The organism is Aquidulcibacter paucihalophilus, assembly GCA_030285985.1.
GTDB lineage: Bacteria > Pseudomonadota > Alphaproteobacteria > Caulobacterales > Caulobacteraceae > Brevundimonas.
In genome coordinates this window covers 700,782-714,894 of record CP127384.1, presented here as the reverse complement: position 1 = coordinate 714,894, position 14,113 = coordinate 700,782, and the positions used below count along the sequence as shown (strand labels likewise).

The window sequence follows — 14,113 nt, the reverse complement described above, 5'->3', positions numbered from 1 at the left end:
GGTCCGCAGATCATTTCATTTCCGGGGACGTTAAACTGGCCGCCACCTATCCTCGAATGATGGATTTGCTATAGCGAAGAGGGCCGCCGGAGTATCCACAGCTCAGGAACAACCTCGCGGAAATCTCGTTACTCGGCATAACAGACGCGACCAATGTGGCTGCGTCCGACCACTCCTCTGCCACTTCCCGCTCGCCGGCAAGCAGGAGATGTGGTCCCAGGCCCAGGCCCGGCAGATCCGGGTCGAGATAAAGCGACACTTCGAGATGGCCGTTGTCCAAACGGTCGAACCGTATGCTGCCAATCGCGGCCGGGCCGATCTCCGCGACGTAAAGGCGGCAATCGTTCGCTGCGATCTTCCGCGCCAGCCAGTTCATATGGCCGTCGAGCGGGATCGGTTCACCGTTCCCGGAAACGGCTCGAACGCCGGGATGATTTCGCCAGACGTGGAGTCGCACACCGTCTTCCAGTGTGGCGCGTCTGAGGCCAAGAGAGGCACCGAGAAGGCAAATCGCGACACGATCGGCTCCAGCCGGGTCAACCATGCTCATTCCGCGTTCGGACAACTCTCGCCGGGCGTCGGGATCTGCGACAAGGTCCTGAACAACGTTTCCGAGCTGCAGAGCCGCGGGCAGAATATCCATATCTGGATCGTGAGAGAGTCGCGCAGCGCGCAGTATCCCGGTCGCGGCAAGCGCCGGGACGACGGCCAGCTGATTGGATGCGACGACCAACGCAACTGTGGGCGCCCCTATGCAGCAACGTTCGTACGTCGCGGTTCCACCTGCGCCGATTTGGAGATCGTGACGCGCATAGAAGGCACTCAGATCGGGCAGATCCAGCAACAGGGTGGTGCCCGCTGAGGCGGTGCAGGCGTCGCGGAGTTGCTCCAGCTGTGGATTCGCTGATGTCGAAACCACCTCGATCGCCCCCTCGAAACCGGCGTCCTCACGGCACGCTTGCAGGACACGGGCGCTGACTCCGTCCGGGTCGGTGCCTCCCATGAAGACGCCGATACTGCGGACGTCGGGATGAAACCGGTACCGCGGTGCCGTTTTGTATTGGTCGGATAGGAGTGCGAATCGGGGGCCGCCGAGGAGACGGCATTTGCGCAAAAACCGGCCTGAGTATTTCCTGGCGTGATCCTCGGCAAAATTGGCGTCGAGAAGAACGTCGACGGAAAGGGGTCGGTCAGCCAGATCGTCAATGGCCATCATCTTGCAGCCGAGTCCTTGGCGCACCTGATCATGCCAGCGGGCATCGAAGGAATAGTGGTCGACGATCACCCAGTCCGGATCAAAACCCGCCAGCACCCCGACGGTTTCCGCGGCGTCGTCGCTCCAGCCGACACCGGCCCAATGTTCGTGAGAGTGCATCCCCGTCGAGGATGCCTGACGCCCCGTCGGTGAGGCTTTCACTTCGAGCCAGACGACCGGAAAATTCTGCGACCGAAGGGCGATTTCCGCGACGGCGTCATGACGTCGGACGACAAACTTTACGTCGGCCCCCTTGCTCCTCAGGGCGGCTGCCAAAGTCATACAGCGGCGAAGATGTCCAGTTCCGATTGCAAGCGATGCGTCAACCCGAATGCCCACCCGCATCACTAGACATCCTGAGCGCGCTGAAAGCTCTTTCGAACCGGGATACCCGCGGCCGCCAACGCTGCCTTGGCGCCGGCCGGGGTCTGTTCTGTGAAGTGGAAGATGCTTGCAGCGGCGACAGCGGACGCCCCTGCCTGGGTCACGGCGGCGACCATATGCTCGTAGTTGCCGGCACCGCCCGAGGCGATGACTGGGATGCGCACGGCACTGGCAACGCTCTCGACAAGTGAAAGGTCGTAGCCTTCCATCGTGCCGTCACGCTCAATGGACGTGATCAGGATTTCGCCCGCGCCCCGACCTTCCAACTCCCGCGCCCATTCGATAGCGTCACGGCCGGTATCCTTGCCGCCGGCATGGCTGAAGCAACGCCATCCCCCGTCCTGGCGCGCTTTCACGTCGATGCTGGCCACCACGCACTGCGTGCCGAACCTCGTCGCAATCTCGGTGACCAAACCCGGATCGTGGTACCCGGCGGTATTGATGCTCACCTTGTCGGCTCCCGCCCGCAACAGGCGCTGAACTTGCAACAGATTGGTGATGCCGCCGCCGACAGTCAGCGGCACGAAGCAGTCTTGACCGAAGTCGTTGACGGATTCGAAGTCCGGATCGTCCCCGGTATCGTGGGCGACGATATCGACAAGGATGAGTTCATCGACCTCCCGCTGGTTATAGACCTTGATCGCGGGAAGGACCGGGCCGACCCGACGCCAGCTGTCGAAGCCGACCCCTTTGACCAGCCCGAAATTCTTCCACAGCAAGGTCGGGATGACGCGGACCTTCAGCATTGCGGACCTGACAGGAAATTCTGAAGCAGTCGAAAGCCTGCCTTCGAACTCTTCTCGGGGTGGAACTGGGTGCCCCAGACATGGCCACGCCTCACCGCCGCGGTCACGGGCACGCCGTAGTCGGCGACCGCAAGAACGTCAGCCGGATCCTCAGCGACGAAGGCGTAGCTATGCACGAAGTAGAAATCCGTGCCGTCCGGTATACCTGCCAGAAGGCTGTCCTTGGGGGCCGTGCTAATGATCCCGTTCCAGCCCACGTGTGGCAGGCGCAACGAACAGCCTAACTGGGCGAGGTGTTCGACACGGCCCGGAATAAAACCCAGCCCTGCCGTGCCTTCAGGATTTTCGGGACCGGCACCTTCAAGCCCGACATCGGCCAGCAGTTGCATCCCGACGCAGACGCCGAGCAGCGGGCGGTTGTAACCGAGCACTTCCTGGCGAAGCGCATCAATCCATCCGCCCTCTGCAAGCAGGCGCGCGCAGTCAACGAAATTGCCGACCCCGGGAAGGATCAGGCAATCGTTGAGGTGCATGTCCACCGCCCGGTTCACCAGGACTGGCGACACGTTCAGTTCTTCCACGGCTCTGAGGACAGAGCCAAGATTGCCTACGCCGTAATCGAGAACGCCGACCTTCATGGGTTATCGAAGTTCAACTTGCTCAGATTGCCATCGCGATCCTTCACCAGCGCGCCTGAAACATCGCGCTTAAAGATCTTCTTATTGGTGAACTTGTCGCAAGTCCTGATGAATTCATCGACCGTGATCTCGAGCGGACGAAGGATGTCTTCAAGCGACTTCCCGAGATATTCCCGGGGGAATTTCCCATCCAGGCGGCGCACCGCGTCGAGACCGTCCTGACGCGTCAGGCGGCCGCGCCGGATGTGCAGACACGCCAAGTCCGTTGCACGTCCAAAACCGAATTTCAGATACTTGAAGTAATCATGGATGCCAGTTTGGTAGTTATCGAGATTTTCGTAATTCACCATCGAACCCTCAACCACCTTTTCATAAGAGTGGAAGCCGTTTGCGGCAGCGATGAGCGTGTTGGCCAGACCATCCCATGGAATATAGTGCCCCAGAAACAACCCCGTCACGCCTACACGTGCGAGATCCTCATCACTCGGATACGAGTAGTTGATGAGATGCTTGTCCTCGATTCCTTCCTGTCCGACCAGATCGGAAACCCGCATGCCAAGCAGGCCGCCAAATTCCTCCAGCCAACGGCGAGTGAGAACATTTCCTCCGGCCGCGGACGCAGGCCCTCCGTACTCGTTCTGGGAATTCTCACCCCAGACGATCAAGGGGACATTGAACTGCACTGCGGCTCTCACCGGGATCGTGAAGATGCCGACATGCTCCGGCCAGGAGATATCGCCAACCTGTAGCAGCCCCACACGATTCAGCTTCGCGCGGACGAGAGGGTTGGGAGATACCTCGATGTAGTCCACTCCGAGATGTTTCAGGTTCTCGATGTTCGTTCGACCCAGATCACTGAGATCGCAGGTGGTCGAGGTCACGCACAGGGGATTGAGCCCATACTGCAGCATCCGGACAACCTGATAGGTGCTGTCCTTGCCTCCGCTCACCGGAACAATGCAGTCCCAGTTCTCGCCCCTTGGGCGGCGATACTTGTCGAGCAACTTGACCAGCTCGCCATGCCGCTGGTCCCAATCGACCACCTTGCGGCTCTCGTAGCTGCGGCAGGCGTTGCAGACGCCTTCCGCATCGAGGTGTAGGTCCGGCTTGGTGTCCGGCATGACGCAACGTCGGCAGTAAGTGAGCATCGCCTGCTTGTCCTCGAAGTTCAGTGTTTTTCCATCAGGAACCACGTGATGTCGTCCTGAGGGAAATCCGGGTCACGCCTGTAGGCGAAGCCGTAGTCCACGAGCTTCAGCGAAGGATGACGCTCCATGAGCTCACCAGCAAAGTCGCGTTTGAACAACCTGTCACTGTGACCACGATAGGGAATCGCGACGGGCGACGGGTTGTAGTACTCGGCGACGACCAGGTATCGGCCCGTGGCCTCCACGAGCCGGTCGTAAACTTCAGGCAGCACCTCAGGGTTAAGGTGTATCAAAACACCCTTTATCAACGCGAGATCATAGGCTCGGGTCGGCTTGAAGTCGAGAATAGATTTGTTGAATACTTGATCAGCAGGAATTACCTTCGCCAGTTCCTCTGCGGCGGCGGCATTGATCTCAATCGCCGATGCATCGATCCCGGGGTATAGCAGCTTCAGCGCTTTCAGGTTCATGCCGATGTTGGCGCCGAACTCGATACAGCTCTGCGGGTTGCGTGCTCCGCGGAGTACGTTTGAAAAGAAGGCTAGGTTGGAGGCAAGCAGCTGGTCCCCCTGGTTTCTGGCGATGTAGTCGGAGCCGAACTCACCTGCCCAGAACGACTCTTGCTCAGTCCTGAAATCGTCTTGTTGCATGACTTTAGGCATCCCCTTTGTCTGATCGCGCCCGGAGAGCGCAGAATAGCAATTCAGCGCGATCCCAGTCCTCGACCGTGTCGATGTCCTGGACACGCTGGCGCTCCAAAGCAAGCGCCACCGAATGTGGGCCGAAAATCGGCTGGCCAGCCAGCCAGGCGTCTGTCCGGCCCCAGTAGAACTGGCCAGCGTCGTGGAAGGCCTCCTCCAGATCCTGAGAGCGCGTCAACATATGTTCCGGCTGGATCATTGAGACGCGACGGCAGGCGTCCACGCGGATGGCCCGCTGGATCGGAAACTCAAACGTGGTCGCGGTGAAGGCGTAATCAGCCGCTTGCTCGTCCAGCAGGGCAAGGCCGGCGCGCAAATCTTCGGGCCGCGTGAAGGGCGCCGTAGCGTAGATGCAGCACGCTCGCTCCACCGGCCCTGCGTCCTGCTGCCAGCGAATGGCATGGGCGACGACCGGAACCGTCGGTGTGAAATCGTCTGCAAGCTCCGCCGGCCGGCGAAAGGGAACATCCGCTCCATGGGCCACGGCGATCTGGGCGATTTCGTCATCGTCGGTCGAGACGATCACGCGCTTAAAGCATCCACTTTCCAATGCGGCCTCGATCGACCAGGCGATCATCGGCTTCCCGCAAAACACCTTCACATTCTTGCGTGGTATGCGTTTGCTTCCGCCGCGGGCGGGAATGACGGCGATATTCATATGCCCAGCGCTGACTCTAGCGCGGCAACCACCTGATCCTGCTGCTCGTCTGTCATCGCCGGATACAGTGGGAGGCTAATTGCTTCGGCGTAGTAGCCTTCGGAAGCCGGGTAGTCACCGCGGTCGAAACCCATGGCTTTGTAATAGGGCTGCAGGTGCACAGGGATATAGTGGACGTTCACTCCGATCCCGGCCTCCCGAAGATTTCGGAACACGGTCAAGCGGATCGCTTCAGGCACGCGAACGGGATACAAATGGTAGGCTGAATAGGTGTCGTCTGCCTGCTGCGGCCTGACTACCGGGAGCCCGTCCAGAAGCACGTCATAACGCCGGGCGAGGACATGTCTGCGGGCAACATAGGCTTCGATCCGCTCCATCTGGCTGACGCCGAGAGCGGCCTGCATCTCGGTCATCCTGTAGTTGAACCCGAGGTCAGTCTGTTGGTAGTACCAAGGTCCGTCGGGCTGGACGTTCATAAGCGCTGGGTCACGGGTGATGCCGTGGCTGCGCAACAGCGCCATCTTCGCCGCCAGTTCATCGTCATTCGTAAGCGCCATGCCGCCCTCGGCGGTCGTGACGATCTTCACCGGATGGAAGCTGAAGATCGTGATGTCGCTGTACCGGCAGTTCCCCACTAGGCCGTTCCGGTATTTTCCCCCAATCGCATGCGAGGCGTCCTCGACAATCCGGAACCTGAAGCGCTTCGCAAGTTCCGCGATCGCGCTCATGTCACATGACTGGCCGCAAAGATGGACCGGGACGACAATCTTCGGGAGCCGGCCGTCACGTTCGGCCGCCTCGAGTTTCCGCTCAAGCTCACCGACACTCAGATTGTAAGTCTGCGGATCAATATCGACGAAGTCGACCATGGCCCCGCAATAGAGAGCACAATTTGCTGACGCCACGAAGGTAATGGGCGACGTCCATAGCCAGTCCCCGGGCCCCAGGCCGAGCGCGAGACAAGCTATGTGAAGCGCGGAAGTTGCGCTGTTTACAGCAATCGCATGGCCCGCGCCGACGTGGTCGGCGACCACCTTCTCGAACCTTGGCACGGCCGGTCCCTGGGTAAGGAAATCAGACCGCAGCGTAGCGACTACGGCTTCGATATCATCCTCTGTGATGTCCTGACGACCATACGGAATCATGGATCAAATGCTTCCGATCTTGTCCGTGTGTGCGTACATCCAGGCCTGCAATTCCTCTGGAGTCATCCAGTGCGGATTGTTGTCGCTCGTATAGCTGAAGCCGGGCGAAACCTTCTCGCCACCCTTGATTCGCTCGGCGCACGTCCCCCAATTGTTGATCGACGGCAGGATCTTGAAGTGCTCAGGGTACTCGTAAGTGAAGTAGGAGTCTTCTTCACTGATCATCTGCTCATGCAGCTTCTCGCCCGGTCGAATTCCGACCACCTCCTGGCGGGCCTCAGGCGCGATCACGCTGGCGACATCCACCACCTTCATGGACGGGATCTTCTTCACATAGATCTCGCCGCCCTCCATGTCCTCAAACGCGTGCCAGACTAGCTCAACGCCTTGATTGAGAGAGATCATGAATCGGGTCATGCGCTCGTCGGTGATCGGCAGGACCCCCTGGTTCTTAATCGACATAAAGAACGGGATCACCGAGCCCCTTGACCCCATGACATTGCCGTACCTGACGACGGCGAACCGGGGACCGTCTCCGCCGGCATATGAGTTGCCGGCAATGAACAACTTGTCGGAAACCAGTTTGGTGGCACCGTAGAGATTGGCGGGACTGCTGGCCTTGTCGGTCGAAAGCGCAATGACCCGTTTCACGCCGCTGTCGATGCAGGCGTCCACGAGATTCATGGCCCCGTTAATGTTCGTCTTCACACACTCGAATGGATTGTATTCCGCGGTCGGAACAATCTTGGTTGCAGCGGCATGCACGACATAGTCGACGCCGTCCAGCGCGCGGTACAGACGATCCCTGTCCCGGACGTCCCCGATGAAGAACCGAACCCTTTCATCGCCTTGGAATTTTTTGGCCATTTCCCATTGTTTCATCTCGTCCCGGGAGAGAACAATGATGCGTTTGGGATTGTATTTGGCCAAGGTCATCGGCACGAAGGTGTGCCCGAAAGATCCGGTGCCGCCGGTCACCAGGATGCTGGAATTTTCTAACACTACTTAGCCCCACCAAATATAGCCGTCACCGACCGGCCGGATGCGTTGCCAGGCGGTGATCACCTGGCTCGATGACACTGCAACCGGGATGTGATCGAGACGATTAGAGGAGTTTCTTGGGTTGGGGAAGAGAGCAGTGGCGTGGATTGCGTCGTCAATTGAGATGTTGCCACTCGCAGAGCAGGCTTTCCAATGAACACTGCTCGAAATGCCTATTTCTCTGGACGGGCTATCATCAAATTTGAGCTGCGTTTCGAGCTTCGGCCATTCCGCGGCCATAACCCACGCTTGTTCTGCAACAGCGCGACGGCTAATAGCCGGTCGCGCTGATGGCTCACGGATCGGGCCGCACCGGTTGAACTCCGGCAGAGGCCGGAAGCAGGAAATGAATCGATGAAAATTGGCAGCCGGGACATAGGGCCCAAGCACCGGCCCTATCTGATCGCCGAGATGTCCGGCAACCACAATCAGTCGCTCGACCGGGCGCTGGAGATCGTCGATGCCGCCGCCGCGTCCGGCGCGGACGCCGTCAAGCTTCAGACCTATACGGCCGAGACGATGACGCTCAACCTGCGCACACCAGGGTTCGTCATCGATGATCCGAAGAGCCTGTGGAACGGTCGCAATCTCTACGATCTTTACGACGAGGCGCATACGCCTTGGGACTGGCATGCTCCCATCATGGAGCGAGCGAAATCGCACGGGATCGCTTGCTTCTCATCGCCGTTCGACTGGACCGCGGTCGATTTCCTCGAGACTCTCGACGTGCCGGCTTACAAGATCGCTTCGTTCGAACTTCTCGACATCCCGCTGATCGAGCGGGTCGCGGCGACTCGTAAACCGATGATCATGTCCACCGGCATGGCGACGGTGGCCGAGGTCGGCGAGGCCGTGATGGCCGCCAAGCGCGCCGGTGCCCAAGACCTCATCCTGCTCAAGTGCACGAGCACCTATCCCGCCGAGCCCGCCAACACCAACCTGGCGACAATTCCCACAATGCGGGAGACGTTCGGGTGCGAGGTCGGTCTGTCGGATCACACGATGGGCACAGGTGTCGCCGTCGCCTCGATCGCACTGGGGGTGCCGCTCATTGAAAAGCACTTCACCCTCGCCCGTGCCGACGGCGGGGTCGACAGCGACTTCTCGCTGGAGCCGGCCGAGTTCCGGGCTCTGCGGGACGAATGCGACCGTGCATGGCAGGCGATGGGCACGGTCACCTTTGGTGGAACGACGGCGGAAGAGGGGTCCCGAATGTTCCGGCGATCACTCTACATCGTGCAGGATATGCAGGCTGGCGACGTGCTGAGTTTGGAGAACCTGCGCTCCATCCGTCCCGGCTTTGGCTTGCCGCCGAAGTTTCTGAATACCTTGATCGGAAGGCCGATAGCGCGCCCTGCTCCTGCGGGTACGCCCGCCGACTGGTCGCTGTTCACGCCGGCGGCGGAGTAAGCGCACCAGGCAGGCCCTGGGTCGAAAAATGCCGCGCGACTAGAAGCCGGATGACCAGAAACCAGAGACAAGCCGACACAGCTGAGAAAGCTATAGGGCCGGGTCCTCCCGAGCCCGCCATCGCCATAAGGCTGACGAACGCTACAACGGCGACCGTGTTCGCCAGCGTGAGCGCACCGTAGCGGTTGGTCGCTTGAAGCATGATCGAATACGGATTGAAGAAAAACAGCAGCGCCAAGACCGTCACTGCTATCCCGGTCGGATAGTCGATGTGGATATCGTAGACTCGGGCGGCGAGCTGGGCCAGCACATAGCCGCCGCCCCCTAGGGCGAGCGCGACCACTGGTATTGCGATCCATTCGAGCCGCCGCGCCCCGGCGAAGAGCCCTATACGTTGCGCTTCGGTCATTCCCACGACCATGCGGTGGAAATGCACCCCCAGCAGGAATGCGCCCTGCGCGGCGATCAGCTTTGGCAGAAGGAGCTTGGTGAGCACGCCGAGTTGTTCAAACGTCAACGCGGCAACGCCGAAGAGCCGTTCCTGGTTGAAAAAGACCATGCCCGACGCAGCCGACGCGATCGCGGACCCACCGAGTTTCAGGTTGGCCCTCAGGTGCCCCGGGACTTCTCGAACGATCGTCCACCTTAGCTTCAGGACACCGATGCGCCACGCGTAGAACAGGAGCACCGGAAGCGCGATCACCTCGCCCCACAACGCCATCATCGGGATCGGCGGCGTGAAAAACCCGAGGATCACGATATCCGCGATCACGATGACGCCCTTGATGAAGTAGCCGAGCGGGTGCGTGAAGCTGCTCCGTGATGACCTGCACGCCGAAAGCACCAGCATGTTTGATGCCGCGCAGAAGATAGTGAGGAAGATCATCGCGAACGAGAATTCCGAGACCACGGCCACAACGCCCGCGACCACGACCGCGCTCGCCATCAGCAAACCTGTGCCGGTGACGAAATAGAGTCCGATCCGCCGGCTCTGCCTGGATACCTGGCCTGGCTTGAACAGTGGCTGGTTATAGATGAGTTGTGAGAAGCCCAGAGCGCCGAACTCTGTGAAGAAGACGGCCATCAGCATAATGGTCGACACCGCTCCGAAGGCGGCATTTCCTAGCAGAAACGAGAGGATGATGATCCGCAGCGCGTGGATGACCGTCGCGGTTCCCAGCAACAAGGTTGAGGAGAAGAGCGTCTTCATCCAACTCAATAATCTCCGTATTTGAACAGCTTTCGCGCGCTCTCGATCAAGGTGGGATTGCGCTCGATCATGGCACCTGCGGGCGCTTCATTCTTGCCCTTGGGCATCAGCGAGTCGGCGTGGAGCTGGCGCGCGATGTCGGCAAAATCCCCACCGGCGAATGCCTGCTGCTCACCCGCGGATACGGCCTTCAGGTGGTTCACGAACGTAGGCGTAACCCGATCCATGGAGTGAATGAATTTGACGATCTGGCGGCGGCGGGTGGCGTCATCAGGAATTTCCAGCGGCTGGCCCGGGCCGAGAAGGGTGGGGCAGACCCCGCTGTGCTGGAAGTGGCTCGCGGCCAACGAGACGACCGGCTTTCCGCGCCAGATCGCCTCGATCACCGAACTGCCGCCATTCAGCGCAACCAGTTCGGAGGCCTCGATCAGCGCGGAGGTATGCACCAGTGAGCTGGGCTCGACATATCGGATGCCGCGGCGCTCGCAGTAGTTCCGGTAATGGCTGTCCGCCTTGTCGCCGAAGTTCCGTCCGACGCGCTGCGCCCAGATCGGATGTCCGCGCACCAAGAAGTCCTCGAAGGGAATGCCGAGGACCGACTGGAGATAATCCATCGCCTCGAAATTATCGGCCCATTCGTTGCCCCAGTCGTCATGACCCCAAATCTCGTAGGTGCTCGATGGCAGCACCAGCACCTTCGGCGGGCGCCCGATCTGACTTTTCAGATCTGCGTATTCGGTGTCGCCGCGCTTCTGGAAGTCACGCCACTCATTGCTTCCGATCCGGTGGACGCGGGAATTGATGATCGTCTCGGCGCGGAGCCTGTCCTCCTCGGTCAGCACCATCGCCCCGACCGCCTGGCACGCCGTGTGGATGTGAGCCAGACCGAGACAATTTTCGCCCGGCAGCATCATGACGCCGTCGCCGAACCACGTCCGTTCGTACGACATGAAATCGACGCCGCAAGCGACCGCTGCATCGACCACGCCCTTGAGCAGGTCGATCCGGCCGTTGAACACGAGGACGAGATCCAAGTTGCATTCCTCGATCCAGCGGACGGCGGAGTGATATCCGGCACGGTAGGCGTACAAGAGCCCATCGCCACCGGCCTCCGTCCCGAGATCTCCTTGGACCTCGGCGCGGACAATCGCCGCCCGGTTGGAAATTATGGCCTGTTCCTCGCCGGCGACCGGGACGTTCTTCGTCGACCAATCGACCTTGAATGCCCGGTGAGACTTTTCGCGCCCGCGGCCGAGACGGCACTTCAGACAATGATCGATCGTTCCTAGGCCAAGTGTCTGGTACTGTTTGTCGTAGCAGCGGACGAATGAGCCGTCACACACCAGCTCACTTGTCCGGGCGCCGGCTTCACGGGCCAGCGACAACAGGTAGTCGCGTTGGAACGCATGAGGACGCCAAGGGTAGATCTGTGCGATCCCGACCGATTGATAGTTTTTCATCTTGGAGCTTGGGGAGTATGATCCGGCCCGCGACGAAGATGCCTGATAAAGCTTCCCGACGGAATCAGGCCGATCAGGCGCGCAAAATACGTGGCCGCGATGATCGCCGTGATCGCCATGATCGCGAGCAACATCACCGGCAGATTCAGGGGACTGATCATCACGCAAATCAGAAGGCCGGCGGCTGAGAAGCAGAACGCAACGCGTCCAAAGAGAAAGTTTCCGGCCAACATCCTCGTCTGGAAAAGCCCGGCAAGCAGTCCCAGGATGATGAAGCCGAGCGCCATCTCCAGGAAGCCGAAGTCGAATACCAGACTGGCCGCGGCGGGAACGAAATAGCCGTCATAGTCGGTGGCCACGATCTCGAACCCAAACCGCCCGAGAAACATGGCCTGCGGACCCTCAAAGGAGGTAAAGGCGCCAGGGTTGATGGTGGTGAAAACGCTTTCACCGACCCAAGCGACGTGAAAGGTATAGAGCAGCACAGACATGCCGTAGTTCAAGATCTCGTCGATGACCTGAAATCCGCTTGCGTAAGCGATGGTCGAGCATCGGCCAGTGATTTCGGTGGTCGGTTGCGCCAGGTGAAAGCACAACTGTGAAACATAAGTGGCCCCACTGGACACCCCGAAAGCACTCGCCCGGAGAGCAAACACGGTGCCGAACACTCCCGCTACGGCAACGAGGCAGGCAACCAGGCTGGTCGTGCTCAAGAAGCGCGGCAGGCGCCGCATGCCGAGCACGCCGCGTCCCAGCATCGCTGCCGCGGCGATTGCGACCGCGATTAGCAGCACCGTCCGCCCACCCGTGACGTAGGTCAGTCCAAGCACGCCGACGAGGACAAGTGCCAGGACCGCGAACCGACCGCGATCCCACCGCTCCCAGTCAAAAATGAGATTAATCAGCGGCAGGTAGAACGCGGCCGAGAAGAGGTTGCCCAAAATGCTGATAACCCCGCCGCGTTCTCCAGCGCTATTGAACTGCGCCCGCGCGCCGGCCATGCCCAGATTGGCATAATCGATCCCGCGCAGCGACGTGCGGTCGTAGAACATCGCGACCAAGCCAAGCAGTGCTATGACACAGACGACAATATTGAACGTCGTCGTCGTGCACATAGGCCGAATAGTTGGCGATCTTGATAAGGAAGTGCCGACCGCATATCCGCCGAGGGCAATATAACTGGCCCCCACGAGCAGCAAGACAAAACCAAACGCCCAATAGCTGAACAGAAGAGCCGTAAAAAGCGCGGCGATCACAGAAAATATGACCGTGAATCGCACAACGGACATCATCGGCGACAAGTGAGATACCGCTCGAACATTCCGTCGCGATTTCATCTGCTGGATCACGTGATCTGACGCTCGTTCACCAGCCCACGGAAATAATCAATCGTATGCCCTAGGCCAGCCTCAAGGCCGATCTTGGGCTCCCAACCGAGCAGCGTTCTCGCCTTGGTGATGTCAGGCCTCCGCTGCATCGGATCGTCCACCGGGAGGTCCTTGAAAACAAGCTTGGCGTCGGAACCGACCATTTCGACAACCTTCTCCGCAAGCTGCCGGATGGTGAATTCGACTGGATTGCCCACATTGATCGGTCCGGTAATTTCGTCAGCCGACTCCATCAAACTGATCATGCCGCCGACCAGGTCATCGACGTAGCAAAACGAGCGTGTCTGACTCCCATCCCCATAGATGGTGATCGGTTCTCCGGTCAGCGCCTGCATGATGAAGTTCGAAACGACACGGCCATCTTCCGGGTGCATCCGCGGGCCGTACGTATTGAAAATGCGCATCACCTTGATACGCACGCCATTCTGCCGGTGATAATCGAAGAATAGCGTCTCTGCACAACGCTTTCCTTCGTCATAGCAAGATCGCGGACCGATCGGGTTCACATTGCCCCAATAGGCCTCCGTCTGCGGGTGTTGGTCCGGATCTCCGTACACCTCCGACGTCGATGCCTGAAGGATTTTGGCCCCGGTGCGTTTTGCGAGACCCAGCATGTTGATCGCGCCGTGCACACTTGTCTTGGTCGTCTGGACGGGGTCATGCTGATAGTGAACCGGCGACGCAGGACAGGCTAGATTGTAGATCTCGTCGACCTCCACAAACAGTGGGAAAGTCACGTCGTGGCGCATCATTTCGAAGCGAGGCTCGCCAAGAAGATGCGCGATGTTCGCCCGCCTCCCGGTGAAATAGTTGTCGACGCCCAGTACGTCATGTCCCTTGGCAATCAACCGTTCGCAAAGATGGCTTCCGAGAAAGCCGGCAGCACCTGTGACCAGGATCCGCTTCAAATCGTGGCGAGTCGTCATGTG

At 59.8% G+C, this 14,113-nt stretch carries 13 protein-coding genes; 1 reads left to right on the top strand and 12 read right to left on the bottom strand.

The genetic code is table 11. The features are described 5' to 3' along the window. Positions 1–46: 46 nt before the first annotated feature. Genes pseG through pseB form a run of 8 tightly spaced genes read right to left on the bottom strand, consistent with a single transcriptional unit; the run spans position 47 to position 7,653 of the window. Positions 47–1,600 (bottom strand): UDP-2,4-diacetamido-2,4,6-trideoxy-beta-L-altropyranose hydrolase, encoded by a 1,554-nt coding sequence (pseG, locus tag KB221_03535; GenBank protein ID WIY70103.1) that lies wholly within the window; start codon positions 1,598–1,600, stop codon positions 47–49. Between the two features lie 2 nt (positions 1,601–1,602). After that, a complete protein-coding gene (locus KB221_03530) occupies positions 1,603–2,385 on the bottom strand; it encodes an imidazole glycerol phosphate synthase cyclase subunit (protein ID WIY70102.1) in 783 nt (260 codons plus the stop codon). Further along, positions 2,379–3,023, bottom strand: a complete 645-nt coding sequence (hisH, locus tag KB221_03525; protein ID WIY70101.1) for an imidazole glycerol phosphate synthase subunit HisH — start codon at positions 3,021–3,023, stop codon at positions 2,379–2,381. The genes KB221_03530 and hisH overlap by 7 nt, the downstream gene beginning before the upstream one ends. Beyond that, on the bottom strand, positions 3,020–4,216 hold the full coding sequence (locus KB221_03520; protein WIY70100.1) for an N-acetyl sugar amidotransferase: 1,197 nt from the start codon (positions 4,214–4,216) through the stop codon (positions 3,020–3,022). Before KB221_03520 ends, hisH begins: the two co-directional genes overlap by 4 nt. Then, positions 4,192–4,821: a hypothetical protein gene (locus KB221_03515; protein ID WIY70099.1), complete on the bottom strand. Its 630-nt coding sequence runs from the start codon at positions 4,819–4,821 to the stop codon at positions 4,192–4,194. Before KB221_03515 ends, KB221_03520 begins: the two co-directional genes overlap by 25 nt. Positions 4,822–4,825: 4 nt before the next feature. Beyond that, positions 4,826–5,530 carry a pseudaminic acid cytidylyltransferase gene (gene pseF / locus KB221_03510; GenBank protein ID WIY70098.1) on the bottom strand — a complete coding sequence of 235 codons (705 nt, stop codon included), beginning with the start codon at positions 5,528–5,530 and terminating at the stop codon, positions 4,826–4,828. Further along, entirely contained in the window at positions 5,527–6,675 is a 1,149-nt protein-coding gene (gene pseC, locus KB221_03505; GenBank protein ID WIY70097.1) for a UDP-4-amino-4,6-dideoxy-N-acetyl-beta-L-altrosamine transaminase, read from the bottom strand. Before pseC ends, pseF begins: the two co-directional genes overlap by 4 nt. A 3-nt stretch (positions 6,676–6,678) precedes the next feature. Beyond that, complete coding sequence (gene pseB, locus KB221_03500) at positions 6,679–7,653, bottom strand: UDP-N-acetylglucosamine 4,6-dehydratase (inverting) (GenBank protein WIY70096.1); 975 nt, start codon at positions 7,651–7,653, stop codon at positions 6,679–6,681. Positions 7,654–8,070: 417 nt separating this feature from the next. Between pseB and pseI the strand changes: the two genes are divergently transcribed. Then, positions 8,071–9,126: a pseudaminic acid synthase gene (gene pseI / locus KB221_03495; protein WIY70095.1), complete on the top strand. Its 1,056-nt coding sequence runs from the start codon at positions 8,071–8,073 to the stop codon at positions 9,124–9,126. Here the strand turns inward: pseI and KB221_03490 are convergent. From KB221_03490 to KB221_03475, 4 genes are read right to left on the bottom strand one after another with little or no spacing between them, the layout of a single operon-like run. Next, positions 9,107–10,336, bottom strand: a complete 1,230-nt coding sequence (locus KB221_03490; GenBank protein ID WIY70094.1) for a hypothetical protein — start codon at positions 10,334–10,336, stop codon at positions 9,107–9,109. The two genes, pseI and KB221_03490, sit on opposite strands and share 20 nt — an antisense overlap. Positions 10,337–10,341: 5 nt before the next feature. After that, positions 10,342–11,796, bottom strand: coding sequence for a hypothetical protein (locus KB221_03485; protein WIY70093.1), 1,455 nt, complete (start codon positions 11,794–11,796; stop codon positions 10,342–10,344). Then, a complete protein-coding gene (locus tag KB221_03480) occupies positions 11,793–13,145 on the bottom strand; it encodes a hypothetical protein (GenBank protein ID WIY70092.1) in 1,353 nt (450 codons plus the stop codon). Before KB221_03480 ends, KB221_03485 begins: the two co-directional genes overlap by 4 nt. Continuing rightward, on the bottom strand, positions 13,142–14,110 hold the full coding sequence (locus tag KB221_03475) for an SDR family oxidoreductase (protein WIY70091.1): 969 nt from the start codon (positions 14,108–14,110) through the stop codon (positions 13,142–13,144). The genes KB221_03480 and KB221_03475 overlap by 4 nt, the downstream gene beginning before the upstream one ends. Positions 14,111–14,113 lie beyond the last annotated feature (3 nt).

Coding starts and splice junctions, on each gene's coding strand:
- pseG (WIY70103.1), bottom strand. CDS start 1,600: ATGCGGGTGGGCATTCGGGTTGACGCATCGCTTGCAATCGGAACTGGA.
- KB221_03530 (WIY70102.1), bottom strand. CDS start 2,385: ATGCTGAAGGTCCGCGTCATCCCGACCTTGCTGTGGAAGAATTTCGGG.
- hisH (WIY70101.1), bottom strand. CDS start 3,023: ATGAAGGTCGGCGTTCTCGATTACGGCGTAGGCAATCTTGGCTCTGTC.
- KB221_03515 (WIY70099.1), bottom strand. CDS start 4,821: ATGCAACAAGACGATTTCAGGACTGAGCAAGAGTCGTTCTGGGCAGGT.
- pseF (WIY70098.1), bottom strand. CDS start 5,530: ATGAATATCGCCGTCATTCCCGCCCGCGGCGGAAGCAAACGCATACCA.
- pseC (WIY70097.1), bottom strand. CDS start 6,675: ATGATTCCGTATGGTCGTCAGGACATCACAGAGGATGATATCGAAGCC.
- pseI (WIY70095.1), top strand. CDS start 8,071: ATGAAAATTGGCAGCCGGGACATAGGGCCCAAGCACCGGCCCTATCTG.
- KB221_03490 (WIY70094.1), bottom strand. CDS start 10,336: ATGAAGACGCTCTTCTCCTCAACCTTGTTGCTGGGAACCGCGACGGTC.
- KB221_03485 (WIY70093.1), bottom strand. CDS start 11,796: ATGAAAAACTATCAATCGGTCGGGATCGCACAGATCTACCCTTGGCGT.
- KB221_03475 (WIY70091.1), bottom strand. CDS start 14,110: ATGACGACTCGCCACGATTTGAAGCGGATCCTGGTCACAGGTGCTGCC.